This is a genomic window from Nocardioides sambongensis (genome assembly GCF_006494815.1).
In the GTDB taxonomy this organism is placed as follows: Bacteria; Actinomycetota; Actinomycetes; order Propionibacteriales; family Nocardioidaceae; genus Nocardioides; species Nocardioides sambongensis.
Map to the genome: position 1 here is coordinate 167,978 of NZ_CP041091.1, position 24,044 is coordinate 192,021.

A 24,044-nucleotide genomic window follows, 5' to 3' on the forward strand; every position below is an offset into this window, starting at 1 on the left:
ACGATTCGCCCATGACGGCGGAGGAACAGGCAGAGCACGACCACGACCTCGTCCTGGTGGTCGACTTCGGCGCCCAGTACGCCCAGCTGATCGCTCGGCGGGTGCGCGAGGCGCGGGTCTACTCCGAGATCGTCCCGCACTCCATGCCGGTCGCCGAGATGATGGCCAAGAAGCCGTCCGCCATCATCCTCTCCGGCGGCCCCTCGTCGGTCTACGCCGACGGCGCCCCCGGGATCGACGACGCCATCTTCACCACGGGCACCCCGGTGTTCGGAATGTGCTACGGGTTCCAGCTGATGGCGAAGGGCCTGGGTGGGACCGTGTCGGCCACCGGCGCCCGCGAGTACGGACGGACCCGGGTGCAGGTCGGTCACGCCGGCACGCTGCTCGGTGGCGTCCCCACCGCCCACCAGGTGTGGATGTCGCACGGCGACTCGGTGACCGCCGCCCCCGCCGGCTTCGAGGTGCTCGCCTCCACCCAGGTCACCCCGGTCGCCGCCTTCGAGGACGTCGAGCGGCGCCTCGCCGGCGTCCAGTGGCACCCGGAGGTGCTGCACTCCGAGCACGGCCAGCGGGTCCTCGAGCACTTCCTCTGGGACATCGCCGGCTGCCGCCAGTCCTGGACCATCGGCAACATCGCCGACGAGCAGATCGAGCGGATCCGGGAGCAGATCGGCCCGGACGGCCGCGCCATCTGCGGGCTCTCCGGCGGCGTCGACTCCGCGGTCGCCGCGGCGATCGTGCAGAAGGCCATCGGCGAGCGGCTCACCTGCGTGTACGTCGACCACGGCCTGATGCGCAAGGGCGAGACCGAGCAGATCGAGCGCGACTTCGTCGCCTCCACCGGCGCCAACCTGGTCGTCGTCGACGCGGAGAAGCAGTTCCTGGACGCACTGGCGGGCGTCTCCGACCCGGAGACCAAGCGCAAGATCATCGGCCGCGAGTTCATCCGCACCTTCGAGGCCGCCGAGCTGGAGATCATCAAGGACGCCCCCGAGGGCACCTCGGTCGGCTTCCTGGTCCAGGGCACGCTCTACCCGGACGTCGTCGAGTCCGGCGGCGGGGCGGGCACCTCCAACATCAAGTCCCACCACAACGTCGGCGGCCTCCCCGACGACATCGAGTTCGAGCTGGTCGAGCCGCTGCGCACCCTGTTCAAGGACGAGGTGCGGCTGGTCGGCGAGCAGCTCGGGCTGCCGCCGGAGATCGTCTGGCGGCACCCGTTCCCGGGTCCCGGGCTGGGCATCCGGATCATCGGCGAGGTCAACCGCGAGCGGCTCGACATCCTGCGCGAGGCCGACGCGATCGCCCGCGCCGAGCTCACCGCGGCCGGTCTCGACCGGGACATCTGGCAGTTCCCGGTGGTGCTGCTGGCCGACGTCCGCTCGGTCGGCGTCCAGGGCGACGGCCGCACCTACGGACACCCGATCGTGCTCCGCCCGGTGACCTCGGAGGACGCGATGACCGCGGACTGGGCGCGAGTTCCCTACGACGTGCTCGAGCGGATCTCGACCCGGATCACCAACGAGGTGCCGGAGGTCAACCGGGTCACCGTCGACATCACCTCCAAGCCGCCGGGCACCATCGAGTGGGAGTGACGGGGTCGCCGCCGACCCGATCCTGGTTTCTCGGGCTGTTCTGAGGCCCGGGACCCCGAGGGGCCGCTACTCTCGGCCGAGGGAAGTCGGATGCTCCGCGTCCGTCTCGGAAGGGAGCCATGACTGTCGAGTCCGGGCGGACCCTGACCCCGGCAGAGGTCGAGTCGGCACTCGACGACGGCCTGCTCCGGGTCATCTACCAGCCCTGCTACGACATCCGGACCGGGGCGATGGTGGCCGTGGAGGCACTGGCCCGGGTGGCCGACCCGGAGACCGGCGAGCTGGTCACCCCCGGCCGCTTCCTCCCGGTCGCCGAGCAGGCCGGGCTGATCGCCCGGTTGGACGAGGCGGTGCTGGCCACGGCTGCGGCGCGGGTCGCCGCCTGGCGGCGGCTGCCCGGCGGAGCGGAGCTCTGCCTCGCGGTGAACCTCTCGGTGCTCGGCCTGGACGACCCCACCCTGCCGGAGCGGTTCCTGGGCATCGTGTGGGAGGCCGGTCTGCCCGTGGACGCGCTGATCGTGGAGCTCACCGAGACCGTGCTGTCCCGCGCCGGGCGGGGCCACGAGGCGGTCGCCGCCGAGCTCGCCGCGGTCGGCTTCAACGTCACTCTGGACGACTTCGGCACCGGCAACGCGAGCTTCGAGTACCTGCAGCGCTTCACGGTCCACGGGATCAAGGTCGACCGCTCCTTCGTGCGCCACCTCGGCTCCGGCTCGGCCGACGAGCAGCTGGCCGAGTCCCTGATCAGGTTCTGCCTCTCGCTCGGCGTACTGGTGGTCTGCGAGGGCGTCGAGGAGCCCCGCCAGCTGGAGGCCCTGCGCCGGCTGGGATGCCCCTTCGTGCAGGGCTTCCTGCTGGACCCGCCGCTGGCCGAGGACGAGATCGGGCAGCGGCTGCGAGACGACCGCCCGCCGGCCGTCCTCGGGCTGGAGAAGGACCGACCCGCGCCCCTCGCCGCGGCACCGGCCGCGACCACGACCCCGGGCGGCCGCGGCGACCGGTGGGTGACCGGGGCCCTGGCCGTGCTGCTGGTGCTGATCCTGGTCGGGCTGCTGGTCTACACGGTGGCCAGCTCGCTGCAGGCCGAGGACCGGGCAGCGAGCGCCGCGCAGGACCGGCTGGAGTCGATCGACTCCTTGGCCGCTGCGCGGATCGAGAGCGAGTTGGCGGCGATCCGCGGCGTGGTGGCGGCGAGCGCGCGCAGCCGACCCGCGTCGGCGGCGCTGGCCTCCCAGGACCCGGCGCGGGTCGAGGACGTGCTGGCGACCCTGGCCGACTTCAGCCTCGCGATGTCCACCACCGCCCTGCTCGATGCCGACGGCACGATGCTCGGGGTCCAGCCGCGGATCCCGGACGTGGTCGGGGAGAGCTTCGACCACCGCGACTACTTCCAGGGCGCGCTGTCCTCCCCGGGGGCCTACGTCTCCGAGGCGTTCCGGCTGGCGATGCCCGACCGGCCGTGGGCGATCGCGGTCTCGGCCGCGGTGCGCGACGCCAGGGGCGCGACCGAGGGGGTGATCGTCGCGACGGTGCGCCTGGACGGGCTGCAGAGCCTGCTGGTCGCGCTGCACGCGCAACACGGCGTGGACCTCGCGCTGGTCGACGGCCGCGACAACGTGCTGGCCTCCAGCCGAGGGGGATCGGCGCCCAGGCCGACGACCCGCGACTGGAGGCCGGGGAGAACGCCGAGGGCTCCAGCGAGGACGACCCGCTCTGGGCGGTCCGCGACGTACCGTCGCTGGACGGCTGGCTGCTGGCCGAGCAGTCCCGGTCGGCGGCGTTGGCCGAGGTGCGGGAGACGGTGCGGGCGGGCGCCCTGATGGCGGGTCTGCTGGTCGTGGCCGGCCTCGCCTCGCTGATCCTGTGGCTGCACGCCGACCGTCGCCGGCGGCGCCTCGACGCCCGGGTGCAGGAGGCCTACCAGCGGTTGATCGGGGTGGTGTCGACGACCACGGCTCCGATCGTGATGTGTGACCGCGACGACCGGATCATCCTGGCCAACCCGGCGTTCGCCGCCCTGGTCGACGTGGATCCGGACCTGCTGCCCGGCCGCGAGCTCGCCAGCTGGATCCCCGCGCTCGAGGAGGTGGTCGAACGCGGGTCGGGGGCGACCTCGGCGATGGTCACCACCATCGGTGACGTACGGACCGTGGAGGTCAGCACCCAGCTGCTCGACGACGGCCACCAGGTGCTGCGACTGCACACCCTCACCGACGTCACGCCGCACCGCCGCGAGCACGAGCGCCTCCGCGCGCAGGGACGGCTCGACCCGTTGACCGGGGTCGGCAACCGGGTGGCGCTGCGCGAGACGCTGGGCTCGGTGGTGCGGTCGGAGACGGCGGCGTACGCGGTGGTGATGCTCGACCTGGACGGCTTCAAGCGGATCAACGACGAGCGCGGTCACGCGGTCGGCGACCGGCTCCTGGTGGCGGTCGCCGAGGTGCTGACGGCCGCGGTCGGCCCCAACGACCTGGTCACCCGGATCGGCGGCGACGAGTTCGTGGTGGTGCTGCGCCTCGACGACGCGCGGCAGGGCGGAGAGCTGGCCGACCACCTCCGCGACCGGGTGCAGAGCGTCGTCCGCGCGGCTGAGTGGGCGCAGCAGATCGAGGTGGGAGCGAGCGTCGGAATGGCCGTGGTGGGCGTGGACGGGGACGACCCGGACGCCCTGCTCCAGATCGCCGACCGCCGGATGTACCAGGCGAAGCGCCGCCGCTGACCTGCTGGACGCCCGATCCTTCCTGTGCGGCGTGAGCGTCCCGGCATGGGGCCGTTGTGTGCTAGAACGCAGAGGTGCCCGCGGACGGCGGGTTCCGACCACCGAGGACGTGACCATGGCTGACCGCGGCCCGCATCCCGTCACCTGCCCGCTGTGCGAGGCGACCTGCGGGTTGTCCGTCACCGTCGACGCCGACCGGATCCGCGTCCGGGGCGACGCCGAGGACGTGTTCAGCAAGGGCTACCTGTGTCCCAAGGGCGCCGCGATCGGGGAGCTGCACGAGGACCCGGACCGGATTCGCACCCCGCTGGTACGCCGCGACGGCGCGCTGGTCGAGGCGACCTGGGACGAGGCGTTCGCCTTCATCGACGAGCGGCTGGGGCCGCTGCAGGAGCGCTACGGGCGCAACGCGGTGGCGCTCTACTTCGGCAATCCGACCGCCCACAGCCTGGCCGGGGCGCTCTACCTGCGTCCGTTGATCAAGGCGTTCGGCACCCAGAACGTGTTCAGTGCCGGCACCGTGGACCAGATCCCGCGGATGTTCTCGGCCGGCTACCTCTTCGGCGACCCGGCCACGATCCCGGTGCCGGACCTCGAGCGCACCGACCACCTGCTGGTCCTCGGCGGCAACCCGTTGGTCTCCAACGGCTCGATGATGACCGCGCCCGACATGCGCGGCCGGATCCGGGCGATCGCCCGACGCGGTCGGGTGACCGTGGTCGACCCGGTCCGGACCCGGACCGCGGCGGAGGCCGACGAGCACGTTGCGATCCGGCCGGGGACCGACGCGTTCCTGCTGCTGGCGATGATCGACACGCTCTTCACCGAGGACCTGGTCGACCTCGGCGCCGCGACCGGCCTGGTCGACGGCCTCGAGGAGGTACGACGCATCGCGGCCGGCCACCCGGCCGAACGGGTCGCGGAGCGGACCGGCGTGGACGCCGCCACCATCCGGCGTCTGGCCCGCGAGGTGGCCACCACCGAGCGGTCGGCCGTGTACGGCCGACTGGGCACCACCACGCAGCGGTTCGGCAGCGTGTGCAGCTGGCTGATCGACGTGCTCAACGTGCTGGCCGGCAACCTGGACCGTCCCGGCGGCGTGATGTTCCCGAAGGCCGCTGCCGGCCAGCCCAACACCCGATCCGGACCGCGACGTCCGTTCCGCCACGGTCGCTGGCACAGCCGGGTCTCCGGCCGTCCCGAGGTGATGGGGGAGCTGCCCGCCGTCGTGCTCGCCGAGGAGATCAGCACGCCGGGCGAGGGCCAGGTCCGTGCGCTGGTCACGCTCTGCGGCAACCCGGTGGCGAGCGTCCCGGGCTCCCGCCACCTCGACGAGGCGCTGGCAGGGCTGGACCTGATGGTCAGCGTCGACGTCTACCTCAACGAGACCACCCGGCACGCCGACGTGATCCTGCCCGGACCGTCGCCGCTGGAGCGGCCGCACTACGACCTGCTGCTCCTGCAGTACTCGGTGCGCAACATCGCCCGCTGGTCGGAGCCGGTGCTGCCCGCGTCGCTGCCGCAGGAGTGGGAGACCCTGACCAGGCTGGCCGGGATCGCGGGCGGGCTGGGGGCCGACGTACCGGTGGAGCGCCTGGACGACGCCCTGGCGGCGACCGTCGAGCAGCTCAACGGGGCGGAGCCGGCGCCGGGACTGACCGGGCCGGAGCGGCTGCTGGACATCCTCTTCCGCGCCGGTCCCTACGACCTGACCTTCGCCGACGTCGCGGCCGCCCCGCACGGCGTGGACCTGGGTCCGCTGCAGCCGCGGCTGCCGGACGTGCTGGCGACCGAGAGCGGTCTGATCGACCTGGCCCCGGCGGCGATCCTCGCGGACCTGCCACCGCTGGAGGCGGCCGCCGCGGCGCCGGTGGCGGACGGGCTGGTGCTGATCGGACGGCGCCACCTGCGCTCCAACAACTCCTGGATGCACAACCTGCCGGCTCTCAACTCGGGCAGCAACCGCTGCACGCTGCAGGTGCACCCGGGCGACGCCGAGCGGCTCGGGCTGGAGTCCGGGGCGGAGGCGGAGGTCTCCAGTGCGTCGGGCTCCTTGGTGGTCGAGGTCGAGATCGACGACGCGGTGCGGCCCGGGGTGGTCACCCTGCCGCACGGGTGGGGGCACACCGAGGTGGGCGGCGACGTCGCCCGCGCCCGCCCGGGGGTGAACTCGAACCTGCTCGGCGACGTGGGCGAGACCGACGGGCCCACCGGCACGGCGGTGATCAACGGCATCCCGGTCACGGTGCGCGGGGCACGCGAGGCCGCGCTGGTCGGTGCTGCCGAGAGCACGTCGACCCGACATCTCTAGAACCTGTTCCACTTTTCCTCGTTCGCCGGTAGCGTCCCGCTCACTCGACGATGAGGAGGCGCCCGTGCGGACAGGGGACGGCGCAGTGCGGGGCCGATCGATCGGCCGGGCCGAGTCCTTCGCGCGGATCGGTGCGGTGTACCTGCTGGCGTTCGGCGCCGCCACGGTGTGGCTGGTGCTCGGACCGGACACCGCCTGGCTCTGGCTCGACGGGCTGATCGCCGACCTGATCGCCACTGTGGTGGTCTTCGCGGCCAGCCGGCTGCATCGCAACTCCAGCTGCTATGACGCCTACTGGAGCGTGCTCCCGCCCTACCTCGCGGCCTACTGGGCGATCGCGGCGGCGGGCGAGGCCGAGCCGTCGCGTGTGGCCGCCGTGCTCGCGGTGGTCGGGCTCTGGGCGCTGCGGCTGACCTGGAACTGGGCCCGGTCCTGGCCGGGGATGCAGCACGAGGACTGGCGCTACCCGATGTTGCGTGAGCGGGCCGGCCGGGCCGAGCTCGTGGTGGACCTGATGGCGATCCACGTCGTCCCCACGCTGCAGGTCTTCCTGGGCCTGGTCCCGGTCTACGTCGCGGTCGCTCTTCCCGGCCGTCCGTTCGGGTGGCTCGACGTCGTCGCGGTGGCGGTCGGGGTCGCGGCGGTCGCGCTGGAGTACACCGCCGACGAGCAGATGCGCCGCTTCACCCGGTCGGCGGCGCCGGGCGAGGTGATGGACCGCGGGCTGTGGGGCTGGTCCCGGCACCCGAACTACCTCGGCGAGATCGGCTTCTGGCTGGCGCTCGCCCTCTTCGGGATCGCCGCGTCGCCCGGTGACTGGTGGTGGCTGCTGGTCGGCGCCGCCGCGATGGTGGCGCTGTTCCTGGGGGCCAGCATCCCGATGATGGAGCAGCGCAGCGTGGCGCGGCGCCCGTCGTACGCCGACGTGGTCGCTCGGGTGCCGATGCTGCTGCCGCGCCCGCCCCGCCGGCGCGCGGCGGAGCGCCGGTGAGCGTGGCGCGACTGCGGGTGGTCGTCGCCGGCCTCGGGGACACCGGGGTGCTCACCGCGATGCACCTGGCCCGGCACGCGGACGTGGTGGGCATCGCGACCAAGCCCGGGCTGGTCAGCGGGCAGGAGCTGGGGTTGCGGCTCGCCCGCCCGGAGCAGTGGTCCGAGGACTACTGGATCGGCTTCGACCGCCTCCGCGGGCTGGACCGGGTCGAGGTGCGGACCGGTCGCGCGGTGCACCTGGACCGGGAGGCCCGGTCGGTCACGGTGGAGGCGGCGGACGGCACCCGGACCGACGAGCGGTACGACGCCCTGGTGATCAGCACCGGCGTGAGCAACGGCTTCTGGCGCGACGCCGGCATCGAGGACGCCTCGGGGGTCGCGGAGCGGCTCCGCGACGCTCACGTGACCTTGGCCCGCGCCGCGTCGATCGTGGTGGTCGGCGCGGGTGCCGCGGGCGTCAGCAGCGCCTACAACGCGGCCGTGCGGTGGCCCGACGCGACGGTCGACCTGTACTTCCCGGGGGAGGCTGCGCTGCCGCAGCACCATCGTCGGGTGTGGCGCGACCTGGCGGGCAGACTCCGTGCGGTCGGCGTGGGCCTGCACCCGGGGCATCGCGCGGTGGTGCCCGACGAGGCCGCCACCGGGATCGGTGCCGGCCCGGTGGCGTGGTCCACCGGCCAGGCGCCGACCGAGGCCGACGCCGTGCTGTGGACGGTCGGTCGGGTCCGTCCGCACACCGACTGGCTCCCCGCCGAGCTCCTCGACGAGCACGGATTCGTCCGGGTCCGCCCCACCCTGCAGACGGCGCTGGACGGCCGGGTGTTCGCGGTGGGCGACGTCGCGGCGACCGACCCGTTGCGCTCCTCGGCACGCAACCGGGCGGACCGGCTGTTGGCCCGCAACGTGCGCGCGGTGCTCGACGCCGGGACCGGCGCGGGGGGAGCGGGGGCCGGCGGCGGCCCGGGCGACCTGGACTCCTTCACCGCGCCGCGCCGGCGCTGGGGCTCCGTGCTGGGCTTCCAGGACGACGGGCTGCGGATCTACGCGCCCGACGGGCGCTCCTTCCGGGTGCCGCGGTGGTCGGTGGATCGCCTGCTCAAGCCCGTCGTGGTGCGTCGCGGGATCTACGGCGGGATCCGTCCGCGGCGTGCCAAGGCTCCGCTCACCCGTTGACTTGTGCCTCCAGCCCCGTCGACTTGTGCCTCCGGCCCCGTCGACTTTGTGCCTCCGGCCCCGTCGACTTTGTGCCTCCGGCCCCGTCGAGTTGTGCCGTCGCGCACCGCGCTCGGTGTGTGGCGCCCGGCCGCCGGAGGAGGGCGAACGCACGAACGGGGGTGCCGGCCATCGGCCGGCACCCCCGTTCATCGTGAGCCTCAGGTGAACAGGCTGACGCCACCCGGACCGACGAGCAGGCCGACGACGATCAGCACGACGCCCCACAGGATGTCGCCTCGGACAAGACGGACGATGCCGAGTACGACGAGTACGACGGCGATCAGCCACAGGATGAAGCTCATGGGGGTCCTCCCTCAAGTGATGACCGGAGACGGGTGCTCCGGACCTTTCGACGTTACTGCGCCTCCGTGCCCGATCGCTGCACCGGTATGAGTTTTACGGGGCGTGTCGGTGGTCCTCGGTCCTCCCTTGACTTAGTTCAAGAGTCGTATTAAATAGGGTCCATGACCTTGGTGCTGGGTGTGGACTCCTCGACGCAGTCCACGAAGGCGGTCCTCGTCGACGCCGAGGACGGCACCGTCGTGGACCAGCGCACGGCCGCGCACCCCGCCGGCACCTCGGTCGACCCCCGGGCCTGGCTCGGCGCCTTCGACGAGGCCGCCGGCGGGCTCCTCGCACGTGCCGACGCCCTCGCCGTCGGCGGTCAGCAGCACGGGATGGTCGCCCTGGACGACGCCGGCCAGCCGGTCCGGGACGCGCTGCTGTGGAACGACGTGCGCAGCGCCGCCGCCGCCGAGCAGCTGATCGCCGAGATGGGCGGGCCGCAGGCCTGCGCCGAAGCGGTCGGCAGCGTCCTGGTCGCCTCCTTCACCGCCACCAAGCTGCGCTGGCTGCGCGACCACGAGCCGGAGAACGCGGCCCGGGTGGCCAGCGTCCTGCTGCCCCACGACTACGTCTCGCTGCACGCCGCCGAGGCCGGCGCCGAGGCCTTCACCGATCGCGGCGACGCCTCGGGCACCGGATACTTCGACGCCCGGACCGGCGCCTGGCGCCACGACCTGGCCGCGGCGGCGCTGGGCCACGAGCCGCGGCTGCCCCGCGTCGTCGCCCCCGGCGCGACCGCCGCGGTCACCGCCGCCGGCGCACCGGTCGGCGCCGGGACCGGCGACAACATGGCCGCCGCGCTCGGCATGGCGCTCGCACCCGGCGACGTGCTGATCTCGATCGGGACCTCGGGGGTCGCCTCGACGGTCAGCAGCACGCCGGTCGCCGACGGCACCGGCACCGTGACCGGGTTCGCCGACGCCACCGGGCGCTACCTGCCGATGGCGACCACCATCAACGCCGCCGGCATCCTCGACCTCCAGGCCCGGCTGCTCGGCGTGGACCACGCCGAGCTGAGCCGCCTCGCCCTGGCGGCGCCCACCGGCGCGGGTGGCCTCGTGCTCTCGCCCTACTACGGCGGCGAGCGGACCCCGAACCGCCCCGACGCGCACGGCGTGTGGACCGGACTCACCGCCGCCACCACCCGGGCCGACCTCGCCCGCGCCGCCGTCGAGGCGCTGCTCTGCTCCCTGGCCGACGCCGTCGACGCGGTGGTCGCCCACTCCGGCGAGGAGCCACGCCGGATCCTGATGGTCGGCGGAGCGACCCGCAGCCCGGCGGTCCGGGCGCTGGCACCGGCCGTCCTCGGCCGCCCGGTCCTGCTCCCGCCCGAGGGGCAGTACGTCGCCCTCGGCGCCGCCCGCCAGGCGGCCTGGACCCTGACCGGGGGACCGGCCGCGCCGGAGTGGCCCGCTGCCGACTGCACCGTGCTGGAGGCCGATCCCACGCCCGACGTACGCGAGGCGTATGCGGCGCTGCGCGACGCCGCCCCTGCGCTGCCCTGACCACGTCCACCCACCACCCGAGTTCCCGACCCACACCCCACGGAGGCCACCGATGACGCTCCAGATCCCCACCCCCACCCCGCCGACAAGTTCTCCTTCGGTCTGTGGACCGTCGGCTGGCAGGGGCGCGACCCGTTCGGCGAGGCCACCCGGCCCGCGATGGACCCGGTCCACGCGCTCACCAAGCTCGCCGAGATCGGCTCCTACGGCGTCAACTTCCACGACGACGACCTGATCCCGTTCGGCAGCGACGACGCGACCCGCGACGGGATCGTCGAGCGGTTCAAGAAGGGGCTGGCCGAGACCGGCCTGGTGGTCACCACGGCGACCACCAACCTCTTCACCCACCCGGTCTTCAAGTCCGGCGCGCTCACCAACAACGACCGTGAGATCCGCCGCTTCGCGCTGCGCAAGGTGATCCGCAACATCGACCTCGCCGCCGAGCTCGGCGCGAAGGTCTACGTCTGCTGGGGCGGCCGCGAGGGCGCGGAGTACGGCGCCTCCCAGGGCACCGCCGAGGCCCTGGACCGCTACCAGGAGGCCTTCAACCTGCTCGGTGAGTACGTCACCGAGGCCGGCTACGACATGCGCTTCGCGATCGAGCCCAAGCCGAACGAGCCCCGCGGCGACATCCTGCTGCCGACCATCGGGCACGCGCTGGCGTTCATCGAGACCCTCGACCGTCCGGAGCTGGTCGGCGTCAACCCGGAGATCGGCCACGAGGAGATGGCGGGGGTGAACGCCGCCGCCGGCTACGCCCAGGCGCTGTGGCAGGGCAAGCTCTTCCACATCGACCTCAACGGCCAGAACGGCCCTCGGTACGACCAGGACCTGCGGTTCGGCGCCGGCAACGTGCGGGGCGCGTTCTGGGTGGTCGACACCCTGCTGGCCGGCGGCTACGACGGACCGGTGCACTTCGACTTCAAGCCCGCCCGGACCGAGGGCGAGGACGGCGTGTGGGCCTCGGCCAAGGCCTGCATCGACAACTACCTGATCCTGCGGGAGAAGGCGAAGGCCTTCCGTGCCGACCCCGAGGTCCAGGCCGCGCTCGAGGCCGCCAAGGTCCCGAGCTCGCCGTGCCCACCCTGGCCGAGGGGGAGGGGTGGCGACAGCTGCTCGACGCGGCCCCGGAGGACCCCGAGGCGCTGGCCGAGCGCGGCGGCGCGTTCGAGGCGCTCGACCAGCTCGCGCTGGAGCACCTCTACGGCGTGCGCTGACCCGCGTCCTGACCGGGACAGAGCAGTGACCGACCCCTTCGCCGGGCCCGCCGGCGCCGAGCAGGTACGACGGCGCAACACCGCCACCGTGCTCCGCTCGTTGCGCGAGGCCGGCCCGGCGAGCCGGGTCGAGCTCGCTGCCCGCACCGGGCTGGCCAAGGCGACGGTCGGCACCATCGTCGGCGCGCTGGAGGAGGGCGAGGTGGTGCGCCTGCACGAGCAGGTGCGCAGCGGCGACCGGGGCCGACCCGCCTCCCGGGTCACCCTGGCCGGCTCCCGGCCGGTCGGGATCGGCCTCGAGATCAACGTGGAGCACGTCGCCGCGGTCGCGGTCGACCTCGGCGGCGGCGTCCGGTTGCGGCGCACCCGCGCGGTGCCCCGCCCGGAGGAGGCTTCCCGGCTGCTGGTGCAGGTGGCCGAGGAGGTGGCCGGGCTGCTCGCCGAGCACGGCCTGCGCGCCGTCGGCGCCACCGTCGCCGTGCCCGGACTGATCGAGGCCGACGAGCGGACCGTCGCCTGGACCCCGAACCTGCCGCTGGCCGAGGCGAGCCTCGCCGAGCAGGTCGACGCGGTGTTCGGCTGGCGGCGGCGGGTGCGGATCAGCAACGACGCGGACTGCGGGGCCCTGGCCGAGCTGCACCACGGCGCCGGACGAGGCAGCCGGCACCTGCTCTACCTGACCGGCGACGTCGGCATCGGTGCCGGCGTGGTGGCCGACGCCCGGCTGATGCGCGGCGCCTCCGGGTTCGCCGGTGAGGTGGGACACCTGCCGCTGGGCGCCTCCGAGGCCCGCTGCGGCTGCGGTCGGCACGGCTGCTGGGAGGCGTCGGTGGGCCTGCACGCCCTGCTCGAGCGGGTCGGCCTGCCCCGCACCGGCACCGCCGCCGGCACCGCCGCCGCCGTCGCCGACCGGGCGCGCACCGACGCCGCCGCGCGGGCCGGGATCGCCGACCTCGGCCGCTGGCTGGGGCACGGCCTCGGTGTGGTCTGCGGGGTGCTCGACCCGGGTCTGGTGGTGTTGGGCGGCTACTTCCAGCCGCTGGGGGTGCTGGTGCTCGACCCGGCACGGGCGGCCCTCGCCGCGACGGTCGCCTCGCCCGCCCAACCCGTTCCCGAGCTCCGCGTGGGGGAGCTCGGGCCGGAGGCGGCCGCGCTCGGTGCGGCCGAGAGGGCGGTGGCCGACGTGCTCGACGGCAGCACCGAGATCGACCTGGCGGAGCCGGCGTCCCCCGCCTGACCGGTCGGGCGGGGGCTCAGCCGACCATCCGCGTCGGGGCGTCCTTGATCGCCGTGGCCAGGCTCGCCACCGGGTCGGTGAGCAACGGGTCGAGGGCCACCTCCGCCGCGCCCAGCAGCACCGAGTCGGTGCCCAGGCCGGGCTCGGCCAGCCGCAGCGACTCCAGCGCGGGTGCCATCGCCCGCTCGCTCAGGCCGGCCGCGATCTCGGCGCGCAGCAGGCGGTGCAGCGGCTGGAAGTAGCCGCCCAGGATCACCACCGTGGGGTTGAACGCGTTGACCACCGCGGACAGGCCGCGGCCCAGGTTGGTGGCGATCGGTCGCAGCGCGCGGGGCGGGGTCGTGTAGCCGTCGAGCTCCTCGCCCAGCCGGACCGCCTGGTCCGTGGCGAGGCCGATCGCCTTGGCGATCGCCGGCGCTCCGACCACCGTCTCCCAGCACCCGCGGCTGCCGCAGTGGCAGGCGGCACCGTTGGGGTCGAAGCTGAGGTGGCCGATCTCGCCGGCGTAGCCACCGGCGCCGAGGATCCGGGCACCGCCGGTGATCACCCCGGCACCGACGCCGACGTTGCCGGAGATGTAGATGATGTCGTCGACGCCCTCGCCGACCCCCCGGCGGTGCTCGGCCAGCGCGCCGAGGTCGGCGTCGTTGCCCAGCGTCACGGGGACGTCGAGGCCGAGGGCCGCGAGCAGGATCGAGGCGAACGAGACGTCGGTCCAGCCGAGGTTGGGTGCCTGGCGGATCAGGCCGTCGCTGCGTCGTACCAGACCGGGGACGGCGACGCCGATGCCGAGCAGCGAGGCGTTGTCCGGCGCCAGGCCCGCGACGTGGCGGACCAGGCGGGCGACGGCCGCGCCCACCTGCCACGCCTCCGCCTGCGGCTCGATGGTGGCCTCGGCCCGCTCGAAGACCTGGTCGCCCAGGCCCACCCGGGCCACCACCGCCCGGTCCACGCCCAGGTCGACGGCGATCACGTAGGGGCCGTCGGACGCGTGCACCGCGGCCGACGGCCTCCCTGCCGTACGACGCTCGCCGGTCGCGGCGCCCTGCTCGATCAACCCCAGGCTCTCCAGCTCGCTGGCCAGCGCTCCGATGGTGCTGCGGTTGAGCCCCATCAGCGTGGTCAGCTCGGCCCGCGAGATCTCCCCGGTCCGGTGGACGTGCCGCAGCAGCGTCCCGAGATTGTGGCGGCGCACCCCCTCCTGGTTGGTGCCGGCGCCGCGCCGTGGGCTCGTCATGGGCGTGGCGTCACACGCCGGAGCTGGAGCGCCGGCGTCGGGAGATCGCGTCCACGCTGGCGGCGAGCAGGAGCACGCCACCGGTGACCAGGAAGTTGATGTAGCTGGCCTGGTTGAGCAGTCCGAGCCCGTTCGGGATGGTCGCGATGACCAGTCCGCCGATCACGCCGTTGATGGCCCGGCCGCGACCGCCGAAGAGGCTGGTGCCGCCGATGACGGCGGCGCCGACCGCGTAGAGCAGCTCGTTGCCGCCACCGGAGCCGGGGGAGACCTTGCCGGTGTAGGAGGCCGCCAGCAGTCCGCTGATCGCCGCCATGCTGGAGCAGATCACGAACGCGGTGACCTTCATCCCGGTGACGTTGATGCCGGCCCGTCGGGCGGCCTCGGCGTTGCCGCCGACGGCGTAGAGGTGGCGACCGAAGCGGGTCCGGTTGAGCACGAACGTCCACCACAGCAGCAGCACGATCACCACGGGTGCCACCCACGGGATGCCCTCGATCGTGAAGATCTCGGGGTTGGGGGCGCGGTTCTGGCTGAGCAGCGCGGTGAGGCCGAGGATCACCACGGCCATCGCGGCGATCTTGATCACCAGCAGCGACAGCGGCTGGTGCACCAGGCCCTTGCTGACCTGGCTGCGGTGGCGCCACAGGCTGAGCACGGCGAACCCGAGCACGATCGCGATCGCCGCGATCCAGCCCGCTGTCACCGGGACGTTCTTGATCGACAGCCCGCGCAGCACCTCGTCGTTGAACCGCAGCGATCCGCCGGAGCCGATCAGCTTCAGCGGCACCGCCTGCAGGGCGAGGAAGAACGCGAGGGTGACCACGAAGGACGGGATGCCCAGGAAGGAGACCAGCAGGCCGATCACCAACCCGATCACGGCGCCGGTGGCGATGCCGGCGAGGGTCGCCAGCCACCAGGTCCAGTCGTAGTCGATCAGCATCAGCGCGATGATCGTGGCGGAGGCGCCGCCGGCGACACCGGCGGAGAGGTCGATCTCGCCCAGCAGCAGCACGAAGATCAGGCCCATCGCCAGGACGCAGATCGAGCCGGCCTGGATGACCAGGTTGGCCATGTTGTAGGTGGTCAGGAAGTTGTCGTGCAGCGAGGAGAAGACGACGAAGAGGAAGATCAGGCCGAGGATGGCGGGCAGCGAGCCCATGTCGCCGCCGCGCAGGCGGTTCAGGTACGCCGAGACCGCGTCGCCGAGGGTGGCGCTCTGCTGGCTGTCGCCGTGGAACTCGCCGTCGGCCAGGGTGGGCATGGAGTCTGATTCAACAGTCATGGATCGTGTCCCGTTCAGATGGTCGCCGACGCGGTGTTCTGGAGGCCGAGGTCGCCGGAGCGTCCGGCGGTGATCAGCTCGACCACCTGGTTGTGGCTGACGTCCTCGACGTGGACGTCCGCGGCGACCCGGCCGAGGTAGAGCGCGGTGATCCGGTCGGCCACCTCGAACACGTCGTTCATGTTGTGCGAGATGAGGACGACGCCGAGGCCGCGGTCGGCGAGGCGGCGTACCAGGTCGAGGACCTGGCGGGTCTGGGCGACGCCGAGCGCGGCGGTCGGCTCGTCGAGCAGCACGACCTTGGAGTTCCACAGCACGGCCTTGGCGATGGCCACCGTCTGGCGCTGGCCGCCGGAGAGGCTGGCGACGGGCTGGCGCACGGACTTCACGGTCCGCACGGACAGCGAGGTCAGCGTCTCCCGGGCCTGGGTCTCCATGGTGATCTCGTCGAGCACCGGTCCGTGGCGCAGCTCGCGGCCGAGGAACATGTTCTGGACGATGTCGAGGTTGTCGCAGAGCGCGAGGTCCTGGTAGACGACCTCGACGCCGAGGCCGGCGACGTCGCGGGGGCCGTGCACGTTCACCGGCGCGCCGTCGAAGAGGAAGTCGCCGTTGTCGCGGCCGTAGATGCCGGCGATCACCTTGACCAGGGTGGACTTCCCGGCGCCGTTGTCACCGACCAGGGCGGTCACCTGGCCGGGGTAGACGGCGAAGTCGACATCGTGCAGCACGTGCACGACACCGAAGCTCTTGTTCACGCCGCGCAGTTCGAGCAGCGGTTCGGTCATCTTTCGCCTCCGGGGCAGGGCGCAGCGCGCCCGAGTGGGTCGGGTGGAGCGGGTCGGGTGCCCGGGCCGGTCGGGCCCGGGCACCCGAGGAGGTCGCGGGGTGGCGCGACCTCCTGCGGTGTTCGGTGGATCAGGAGATGCCGGCGTCGGCGCAGAGCTTCTTGAACTCGCCCGCGCAGACGTCCTCCATGGTCTGACCGCCGTCGTCGATCACGTCCTGGACGTTGTCCTTGGTGATCGATTGGGGCTCGAGCAGGATGGACGGCACGTCGCGGCCACCCTCGCTGTCCTCCACGGTGCCGGTGGTCTCCGCGTCCTCGCCGTTGACCAGCGCGATCGCGGCCTCGGCCAGCGCGCCGGCCTCCTGGGTGGCGGACTTGTAGACCGTCATGCACTGGGTGCCGGCGAGGATGTTCTGCAGACCCTCGACGGTGGCGTCCTGGCCGGTGACCGGGACCTTGCCGGCCAGGCCGTTGCCCTCGAGGATGCCGATCGCGGCGCCGCCGAGGCCGTCGTTCGCGGCCAGCACGCCGTCCACCTTGCCGTCAGCCGCGGTGTACAGCTGCTGGAAGATGGTCGCCGCCTCGTCGTTGTCCCAGTCCGGGACGGCCTGCTCGCCGACGACCTTGTAGTTGCTCATCTCGTCCAGGACGCTGTGCGCACCGGCCGAGAAGAGGGTCGCGTTGTTGTCGGTGGGGGAGCCGTTCAGGTAGACGATGTTGGCCGCCTTGTCCCCCAGGCAGTCGGCCAGGCCCTGGCCCTGCAGCTCGCCGACGACGGTGTTGTCGAACGACACGTAGTACTCCGCGGAACCGCCCAGGGTCAGGCGGTCGTAGTCGATGGTGGCCACACCCGCTGCGGCCGCCTTCTCCTGGATCGCCGCGCCCGACTCGGAGTCGAGGTTGACGATCGCGAGCACGGTGACGCCGTCACCGATCATCGAGTCGGCGATCTGGGTCATCCGCTCGGCGTCGCCCTCGGCGTTGTCGATGGAGTAGTCGACGCCGGCCTCCTCGAAGGCCGCCTCGAGTGCCGGGCGGTCGGCCGACTCCCAGCGCACCGAGGACTCGGTGTCAGGGAGGATCACGCCGATCTTGCCTTCGGAGTCGCTGGAGCCGCTGCTCCCGCTGTCACTGTCGTCACTGCCGCACGCGGTCAAGGAGAGAGCGAGTCCGAGCCCCGCCGCCACGACAGCAGCATTTCTGCGCTTCAACATCAACCGCCTCCTTGCGATCGGCCCGGGTCACGCGTGGGTCGCGCACCTTACTCAACGGGCCATATGTTGTTTGAAGCAACATATTGGGTGACAGCCGTCACGTCTACCCCGGGTCCGAATTGATCGTGCCAATCGGCCGGATCCCCCGAAATCGGGTACGTCGCGGCCCGCCCCGACCCGCGATCGGGACCGGCCGCCGGCGTCGGCCTCGGGTTCGGCCGGGCGGTGCGGTCCGGGCCCAGCCAGGCTCAGGCCAGGCTCAGCGGGCCGGCGGGACGCCGTACAGGGTGGTGCGTTCGACCACCGGCCGGTCGATCCCGGCACCGATCTCCACCAGCTCCTCGACCGTCTTGGCCGAGCCGTGCTCGGAGCCGGCCATCCGGGAGATGGTCTCCTCCATCAGGGTGCCGCCGAGGTCGTTGGCGCCGGAGCGGAGCATCGCCCGGGTGCCGTCGACGCCGAGCTTGACCCAGGAGGTCTGGATGTTGGGGACCCGGCCGTGGAGCAGAATGCGGGCCATCGCGTGCACGGCCAGGTTGTCCCGCAGGGTCGGGCCGGGGCGGGCGACGCCGGCGAGGTAGATCGGCGCGGAGGTGTGCACGAAGGGGAGCGGCACGAACTCGGTGAAGCCCTGCGCGCCGTTCTCCAGCGCGGTGTCGTGGACCCGCTTGAGCACGTTGAGGTGGCCGACCCAGTGCCGGGGGTTGTCGACGTGGCCGTACATCATCGTCGAGGTGGTCGGCACCCCGACGCGATGGGCGGTGGAGACGATCTCGATCCAGGTCGAGGCGGGCAGCTTGCCCTTGGTCAGCACCCAGCGGACCTCGTCGTCCAGGATCTCCGCCGCGGTGCCGGGCAGCGAGCCGAGGCCGGCCTCGCGGGCCTTGATCAGGAAGTCCTCGATGGACAGACCGGTGCGGGCGGTGCCGTTGACGACCTCCATCGGGGAGAAGGCGTGCACGTGCATGTCCGGGACCCGCTGCTTGACTGCGGCGACCAGGTCGAAGTAGGCGCTGGCCGGCAGCTGCGGGTCGATGCCACCCTGCATGCAGACCTCGGTGGCGCCCAGGTCCCACGCCTCCTGAGCGCGGTCGGCGACCTCGTCGTAGGAGAGCGAGTAGGCGTCGGCGTCGCTGCGGCGCTGGGCGAAGGCGCAGAACCGGCAGCCGACGTAGCAGACGTTGGTGAAGTTGATGTTCCGGTTGACCACATAGGTGACGTCGTCGCCGACCGTCGCGCGACGCAGGTCGTCGGCGAGCCCGGTGACCGCGCGGAGCAGGTCGCCCTCGGCGGTCATCAGGGTCAGGGCGTGCTCGTCGGAGAGGTCGACCCGGCCGGATGCCGCGGCCGCCTCGGCGGCGGCCAGCGCCTGGCGCCCCTCGGCGTGCAGGAGCGCCGGAGCCTTGGTCGACGGCCGGTCCGCGGGGTCCATCGTCCCGGTACGCCGCGCGGCCTCCTCGACACTGGCCCAGTCGCCGTAGACCGAGCCGAAGTCGCTGCGCCGGTCCTCCGAGCGACCCTCGCTGTCGACCGCCTCGTGCAGGTCGGTGCGGCCGGCGGACTCGACACCGCCGTCGGGCTCCTGCCAGGGCAGTCCGACCGGGCGGACACCGGGGAGGGCGAGGCCGTCAGGGCCGGCGAGCGCGGAGACGTGGCCGATCACGCGGGGGTCGATCCAGGCCTCGCCGCGCTCCAGCGTGCCGCGGACGTACTCGGGATGCACGGTGAGCCGGGCGCGCAGTTCGAAGCCGCTCTCGGCGGTGATCGCGCGGAGCCGGTCCAGCGAGGGCCACGGCCGTTCGGGGTTCACGTGGTCCGGGGTCAGCGGCGAGACGCCGCCCCAGTCGTCGACGCCGGCCTCGAGCAGCAGGCGGCACTCGATCGATCCCTCGTCGGAGTCGACCAGGTTCGGCGGTGCCTGGATCCGGGCCTTGGGCCCCAGCACGAGGCGGGTGACGGCGATCGCCGCGCGGTACTCCTCCAGGCCCAGGTCATCGGTGTGCCGCATCGCGGTGTCCGGCTTGGCGCGGAAGTTCTGCACGATCACCTCCTGGACCGCGCCGTAGGCGCGGGAGGTGGCACGCAGCGCGAAGATGGTCTCGGCCCGCTCGGCCAGCGTCTCGCCGATCCCGACCAGCAGGCCGGTGGTGAAGGGGATGCCGTGGCGTCCGGCGTCCTCGAGCACCCGGAGCCGGACCGCAGGGTCCTTGTCCGGCGAGCCGTAGTGGGCCTCGCCCTTGGTCTCGTAGAGCCGGCGGGAGGTGGTCTCCAGCATCATCCCCATGGAGGGGGAGACCGGCTTGAGCCGGTTCAGCTCCTCCCAGCTCATCACGCCGGGGTTGAGGTGCGGCAGCAGACCGGTCTCCTCCAGCACCCGGACCGCCATCGCCCGGATGTAGGCGAGCGTGGAGTCGTAGCCCCGCTCATCGAGCCACGCACTCGCCTCGGGCCAGCGGTCCTCGGGCCGGTCGCCGAGCGTGAACAGCGCCTCCAGGCAACCGAGCTCGGCGCCCTGGCGGGCGATCTCGACGATCTCGTCGGGGGAGAGGAACAGGCTCTCGCCCTTGCGGCCGAGCTGGCCGGGCGTCTCCACGAACGTGCAGTAGTGACAGCGGTCGCGGCACAGCTTGGTGACCGGGATGAAGACCTTCGGCGAGTACGTCACCGTGGCGGGCCGCCCGGCAGCCGCCAGTCCGGCGTCGCGGACCTTGCCGGCCGCGGCGGCGAGCCGGTCCAGGTCCTCGCCGGTCGCGGCCAGCAGCACGGTGGCCTCGGCGACGTCGAGCGCCGCTCCGCGCTCGGCGCGCGCGAGCGCGCGCCGGATCTGCTGGGGCGTGGGCGCGTCGTTCATCCTCCTCAGGCTAGCGCCCGTCCCGCGCTCCCCGAGCGGCGGTCCGCTGTGCGTGCGACCGCGGACCGACCACCGGGTATCCGGGCCCGGGCCGGGGTCAGTTCGGCAGCTTGGCCGTCATCCCGTCGACCACGGCGACGAACTCCTCCGACCAGTCCGGGAGCGCCGACCAGGTGACGATCCCGCCACGACCGGTGTGGGAGCTGCTGGTGGTGAACGTGCACTGCCCGCTCTGCGAGTCGCAGTCGCCGCCGTTCTGGCGCAGCGTCGCGGAGACGTCGGTGAAGGAGGCGAAGCCCTCGTAACGCAGCTCCCACGAGCGGCAGTCGTCGATCCCGTCGGCGTCGCACCGGGGCAGCTCGCGCCAGTAGATCCGCTTCGGCTCGGCCTTGCCGCACTCCTCACCGCTGGCCTCCGCCGTGGTGCCCCACGCGTACTTCGCGGTCACCCGTGCGGTGACGCAGACCTCGGCCCCGCCCTCCTCGGCGGCCGCGCGGTAGGTGCTTCCACGCAGGGTCCGCTCCGAGCCGTCCTGCTCGATGGTCACCTTGGCCTGCGCGTTGTCGGCGGTGCTCTCGGCGAAGGTGAACCTCACGCCGCGGTAGACCGGCGTCGTGGTGACCTTGCCGAGGGTCGGGTCGGTCACGTAGCACTCGTCGAGGTCGGCGACCGCCGCGTCGGCGGCCTGGGTGGCGGCGTCACCGCTCACCTCGAGGGCGTCCACCGCCAGGTAGTCGGCGACGGTCGGGGCGCCGACCTCACCGAGGCACTCGGTGTCGGAGAGTGCCCACTGCTCGCCGAGCTGCTCCTCCCAGTCCTCGGAGCAGTCCAGGATGCTCTCGGTGAAGGCGGAGGCGTCCGCGGCCTCCCACTCGCCGGTGTAGGTCCAGCTGTCACCGTCCTCCTCGATCAGGCCGGTCTCGGCCAAGTCGCCCGAGCGGCGCTCGCCGATCAGCTCGTCGGCGGCGCACTGCAGCTGGCTCTCCGAGGCCCACGCCGGCCCCGGCACCTCCGCGGCGATCACGTCCGCCGCCTCCTGGTCGGCCGCGCTGAGCGGGCCGAACCCCAGCCTGCCGGTGGCGAACGCCCACCCGCCGACACCGAGCACCAGGACCAGGGCGAGTCCGAGCGCCCCGAGGGTGACCAGCAGACCGGTACGGCGTCGCTTCGGTGGAGGCCCCCACTGGCTACCACCGCCGCCGGGGCCGTACGGCGGGCCCTGCGGCGGCCACCCGCCTCCGGGCGGTGGGCCCTGAGGTGGACCTTGGGGTGGGCCTTGCGGCGGACCTTGCGGCGGTCCGGACGGGGTGCCGGGCGACCACGCCGGGGGCTGGTCGGAGGGCGGGCGCACGGTGGGAGCCGACGCCGGCGACGGGCCCGGCGTACCCGGGTCGGGCCAGGAGGGCCGGGAACCGGGCGGTGGCGGGTACGGGCCGGACATGTCCGCATCGTAGGCGAATCGGGACCGTCCCAAACCTCCGCGAGCGGGCCGGGATGCGGACGGGCCCCGGACGGCTGTCGTCCGGGGCCCGGCGCGTCAGAGGCCGAGCGACCTGCCGATGATCTCCTTCATGATCTCGGTGGTCCCGCCGTAGATCGTCTGGATCCGCGCGTCGGCGTACGCCTTGGAAATCGGGTACTCCGCCATGAAGCCGTAGCCGCCGTGCATCTGCAGGCCGGCGCTGGTCAGCTTCTGCTGCAGCTCGGTGGTCCACCACTTCGCCATCGAGGCGAGCACCGGGTCGGCGGTGCCGTCGTTGAGTCGCTCGACGCAGTGGTTGACCAGGGTGCGGGCGATGTAGGCCTCGGTCGCCATCTCCGCCAGCACGAACCGGGTGTTCTGGAACTTGCCGATCGGCTTGCCGAACGCCTCGCGGGTCTTCACGTACTCCAGCGTGGTGTCGAGGACCGCCTCGATGCCCGCCACCGCCATGCCCGCGATGCTGATCCGCTCCTGGGGCAGGTTCTGCATCAGGTAGATGAAGCCCTCGCCCTCCTCGCCGAGCAGGTTCTCCTTGGGGACCATCACGTCCTCGAAGGTGAGCTCGGCGGTGTCCTGCGCCTTCAGCCCGAGCTTGTCGAGGTTGCGACCGCGGCTGAAGCCCTCCATGCCACGCTCGACGACGAGCAGGCTGATCCCCTTGTGGCCGGCGTCGGGGTCGGTCTTGGCGACCACCACCACCAGGTCGGAGAGGATGCCGTTGGTGATGAAGGTCTTCGACCCGTTGAGGACGTAGTGGTCGCCCTTGTCCACCGCGGTGGTCCGGATGCCCTGGAGGTCGGAGCCGGCGCCCGGCTCGGTCATCGCGATCGCCGTGATGATCTCGCCGGAGACCATGCCGGGCAGCCAGCGACGCTTCTGCTCGTCGTTGGTCAGGTTCACCAGGTAGGGCGCCACCACGTCGTTGTGCAGGGCGAAGCCGGGGCCGGTGACGCCGAGGCGGGCGCACTCCTCGGTGACGATCAGGTTGTAGCGGAAGTCCTTGACGCCGAGACCGTCGTACTCCTCGGGCACCTCGAACCCCAGCAGCCCGGCCTCGCCGGCCTTGGCCCACACGGCCCGGTCGACCACACCGTCCTTCTCCCACTGCTCGGTGTGCGGCACGGCCTCGCGCTCGAGGAAGGTGCGGACAGTCTGGCGGAAGTCCTCGTGCTCGGTCTCGTAGATCGAGTTGTCGGGGGAGAGCATCAGGAGACCCACTCCTTGATCTGGGTGACGGTGCCGGCAGGATCGTCGCCGACGGGGGTGACGGACAGGTTGGTGACGCCGGCCTCGCGGAAGGCGGCGATCCGCTCCTGGACGTAGGTGGCGGAGCCGACCAGGTTGCCGGCCTCGAGCCACTCGAGCGGGACGAGCGCCTCCGCCTCCTTCTTCTTGCCCGAGAGGTAGAGGTCCTGGATCTGCTTCGCCTCCGCCTCGAACCCGTACTCGCAGGCGAGCTGGTTGTAGAAGTTCTTGTCCCGGGCACCCATGCCGCCGACGTAGAGGGCGTACATCGGGCGCATGAAGTCCAGCAGCGCCTTGGTCTCGGGGCCCTCGCCGATGGCGACCATCCCGCCGGCACAGATCTCCAGCGGGGCCAGGTCGGCGGAGCGCTTCGCCGCGCCGCGGGCGAGCGGGTCGCCCCACACCTCGCCGGCCTTCTCCGGGTAGAAGAGGAACGGCAACCACCCGTCGGCGACCTCGGCGGTCATCGCCACGTTCTTGTCCCCCAGTGCCGCGACCCAGATCGGCACGTCGGCGCGCTCGGGCTTGTTGAGCAGCTTCAGCGGCTTGCCGAGGCCGAGCCCCTCTCCTTCGGCCAGCGGCACCTGGATGGTCTTGCCGGAGAACTCCAGCGGCTCGCGGCGCAGCCCCATCCGCAGCACCTGGATCAGCTCCCGGGTGCGGGTCAGCGGCCGGTCGTAGGGGAGTCCGTGGAAGCCCTCGATCACCTGGGGCCGGAGGCGCCGAGGCCGAGCACGGCCCGGCCCCGGAGACGTTGTCCAGGCCCGCGGCGGTCTGCAGCAGGGCGCCGGGCGTGCGC

At 72.8% G+C, this 24,044-nt stretch carries 17 protein-coding genes; 8 read left to right on the forward strand and 9 right to left on the reverse strand.

Features of this window, described 5'->3' with window-relative positions:
* The first annotated feature begins 11 nt into the window (after positions 1 to 11).
* The 6 genes from guaA to FIV43_RS00860 all read left to right on the forward strand — a co-directional run bounded on the left by guaA (position 12) and on the right by FIV43_RS00860 (position 8,794).
* Positions 12 to 1,598: a glutamine-hydrolyzing GMP synthase gene (gene guaA, locus FIV43_RS00835; protein WP_141012599.1), complete on the forward strand. Its 1,587-nt coding sequence runs from the start codon at positions 12 to 14 to the stop codon at positions 1,596 to 1,598.
* 119 nt (positions 1,599 to 1,717) lie between these two features.
* Positions 1,718 to 3,418, forward strand: coding sequence for an EAL domain-containing protein (locus FIV43_RS00840; protein WP_141012600.1), 1,701 nt, complete (start codon positions 1,718 to 1,720; stop codon positions 3,416 to 3,418).
* Positions 3,388 to 4,317 carry a GGDEF domain-containing protein gene (locus FIV43_RS00845; RefSeq protein WP_231123916.1) on the forward strand — a complete coding sequence of 310 codons (930 nt, stop codon included), beginning with the start codon at positions 3,388 to 3,390 and terminating at the stop codon, positions 4,315 to 4,317. The genes FIV43_RS00840 and FIV43_RS00845 overlap by 31 nt, the downstream gene beginning before the upstream one ends.
* A 115-nt stretch (positions 4,318 to 4,432) precedes the next feature.
* Positions 4,433 to 6,628, forward strand: coding sequence for a molybdopterin-dependent oxidoreductase (locus FIV43_RS00850; protein WP_141012602.1), 2,196 nt, complete (start codon positions 4,433 to 4,435; stop codon positions 6,626 to 6,628).
* 64 nt (positions 6,629 to 6,692) lie between these two features.
* On the forward strand, positions 6,693 to 7,619 hold the full coding sequence (locus tag FIV43_RS00855) for a DUF1295 domain-containing protein (RefSeq protein WP_231123591.1): 927 nt from the start codon (positions 6,693 to 6,695) through the stop codon (positions 7,617 to 7,619).
* Positions 7,616 to 8,794: an FAD-dependent oxidoreductase gene (locus tag FIV43_RS00860; protein ID WP_231123592.1), complete on the forward strand. Its 1,179-nt coding sequence runs from the start codon at positions 7,616 to 7,618 to the stop codon at positions 8,792 to 8,794. Before FIV43_RS00855 ends, FIV43_RS00860 begins: the two co-directional genes overlap by 4 nt.
* Before the next feature lie 200 nt (positions 8,795 to 8,994).
* Here the strand turns inward: FIV43_RS00860 and FIV43_RS20740 are convergent, their stop codons facing one another.
* Positions 8,995 to 9,138 carry a GPGG-motif small membrane protein gene (locus FIV43_RS20740; RefSeq protein ID WP_181407636.1) on the reverse strand — a complete coding sequence of 48 codons (144 nt, stop codon included), beginning with the start codon at positions 9,136 to 9,138 and terminating at the stop codon, positions 8,995 to 8,997.
* 162 nt (positions 9,139 to 9,300) lie between these two features.
* Between FIV43_RS20740 and xylB the strand changes: the two genes are divergently transcribed.
* Positions 9,301 to 10,686, forward strand: a complete 1,386-nt coding sequence (xylB, locus tag FIV43_RS00865) for a xylulokinase (protein WP_141012603.1) — start codon at positions 9,301 to 9,303, stop codon at positions 10,684 to 10,686.
* Positions 10,687 to 10,788: 102 nt separating this feature from the next.
* Positions 10,789 to 13,140, forward strand: a complete 2,352-nt coding sequence (gene xylA, locus FIV43_RS23410; RefSeq protein ID WP_331251064.1) for a xylose isomerase — start codon at positions 10,789 to 10,791, stop codon at positions 13,138 to 13,140.
* 16 nt (positions 13,141 to 13,156) lie between these two features.
* Here xylA and FIV43_RS00880 read toward each other — a convergent pair whose 3' ends face one another.
* The 8 genes from FIV43_RS00880 to FIV43_RS00915 all read right to left on the reverse strand — a co-directional run bounded on the left by FIV43_RS00880 (position 13,157) and on the right by FIV43_RS00915 (position 23,952).
* Positions 13,157 to 14,377: an ROK family transcriptional regulator gene (locus FIV43_RS00880; protein WP_141012605.1), complete on the reverse strand. Its 1,221-nt coding sequence runs from the start codon at positions 14,375 to 14,377 to the stop codon at positions 13,157 to 13,159.
* A gap of 10 nt (positions 14,378 to 14,387) precedes the next feature.
* The gene (locus tag FIV43_RS00885; RefSeq protein ID WP_196780930.1) at positions 14,388 to 15,641 is read right to left on the reverse strand and encodes a sugar ABC transporter permease; all 1,254 of its coding nucleotides are present in this window, start codon (positions 15,639 to 15,641) and stop codon (positions 14,388 to 14,390) included.
* 35 nt (positions 15,642 to 15,676) lie between these two features.
* Positions 15,677 to 16,450, reverse strand: a complete 774-nt coding sequence (locus FIV43_RS00890) for an ATP-binding cassette domain-containing protein (protein WP_141012607.1) — start codon at positions 16,448 to 16,450, stop codon at positions 15,677 to 15,679.
* 130 nt (positions 16,451 to 16,580) lie between these two features.
* Positions 16,581 to 17,666, reverse strand: a complete 1,086-nt coding sequence (locus FIV43_RS00895; RefSeq protein ID WP_196780931.1) for a sugar ABC transporter substrate-binding protein — start codon at positions 17,664 to 17,666, stop codon at positions 16,581 to 16,583.
* Positions 17,667 to 17,925: 259 nt separating this feature from the next.
* The gene (locus FIV43_RS00900) at positions 17,926 to 20,517 is read right to left on the reverse strand and encodes a bifunctional FO biosynthesis protein CofGH (RefSeq protein WP_141012608.1); all 2,592 of its coding nucleotides are present in this window, start codon (positions 20,515 to 20,517) and stop codon (positions 17,926 to 17,928) included.
* A gap of 97 nt (positions 20,518 to 20,614) precedes the next feature.
* Positions 20,615 to 21,625 (reverse strand): hypothetical protein, encoded by a 1,011-nt coding sequence (locus FIV43_RS00905; RefSeq protein ID WP_141012609.1) that lies wholly within the window; start codon positions 21,623 to 21,625, stop codon positions 20,615 to 20,617.
* A gap of 429 nt (positions 21,626 to 22,054) precedes the next feature.
* A complete protein-coding gene (locus FIV43_RS00910) occupies positions 22,055 to 23,206 on the reverse strand; it encodes an acyl-CoA dehydrogenase family protein (protein WP_141012610.1) in 1,152 nt (383 codons plus the stop codon).
* A complete protein-coding gene (locus FIV43_RS00915; protein WP_231123593.1) occupies positions 23,206 to 23,952 on the reverse strand; it encodes an LLM class flavin-dependent oxidoreductase in 747 nt (248 codons plus the stop codon). Before FIV43_RS00915 ends, FIV43_RS00910 begins: the two co-directional genes overlap by 1 nt.
* Positions 23,953 to 24,044: the final 92 nt, after the last annotated feature.

Excerpts from the sequence above, each read along its gene's own strand:
- guaA (WP_141012599.1), top strand. The coding sequence starts at position 12 with ATGACGGCGGAGGAACAGGCAGAGCACGACCACGACCTCGTCCTGGTG.
- FIV43_RS00910 (WP_141012610.1), bottom strand. The coding sequence starts at position 23,206 with ATGCTCTCCCCCGACAACTCGATCTACGAGACCGAGCACGAGGACTTC.
- xylB (WP_141012603.1), top strand. The coding sequence starts at position 9,301 with ATGACCTTGGTGCTGGGTGTGGACTCCTCGACGCAGTCCACGAAGGCG.
- FIV43_RS00840 (WP_141012600.1), top strand. The coding sequence starts at position 1,718 with ATGACTGTCGAGTCCGGGCGGACCCTGACCCCGGCAGAGGTCGAGTCG.
- FIV43_RS20740 (WP_181407636.1), bottom strand. The coding sequence starts at position 9,138 with ATGAGCTTCATCCTGTGGCTGATCGCCGTCGTACTCGTCGTACTCGGC.
- FIV43_RS00890 (WP_141012607.1), bottom strand. The coding sequence starts at position 16,450 with ATGACCGAACCGCTGCTCGAACTGCGCGGCGTGAACAAGAGCTTCGGT.
- FIV43_RS00850 (WP_141012602.1), top strand. The coding sequence starts at position 4,433 with ATGGCTGACCGCGGCCCGCATCCCGTCACCTGCCCGCTGTGCGAGGCG.
- FIV43_RS00900 (WP_141012608.1), bottom strand. The coding sequence starts at position 20,517 with ATGAACGACGCGCCCACGCCCCAGCAGATCCGGCGCGCGCTCGCGCGC.
- FIV43_RS00895 (WP_196780931.1), bottom strand. The coding sequence starts at position 17,666 with ATGTTGAAGCGCAGAAATGCTGCTGTCGTGGCGGCGGGGCTCGGACTC.
- FIV43_RS00880 (WP_141012605.1), bottom strand. The coding sequence starts at position 14,377 with ATGACGAGCCCACGGCGCGGCGCCGGCACCAACCAGGAGGGGGTGCGC.
- FIV43_RS00885 (WP_196780930.1), bottom strand. The coding sequence starts at position 15,641 with ATGCCCACCCTGGCCGACGGCGAGTTCCACGGCGACAGCCAGCAGAGC.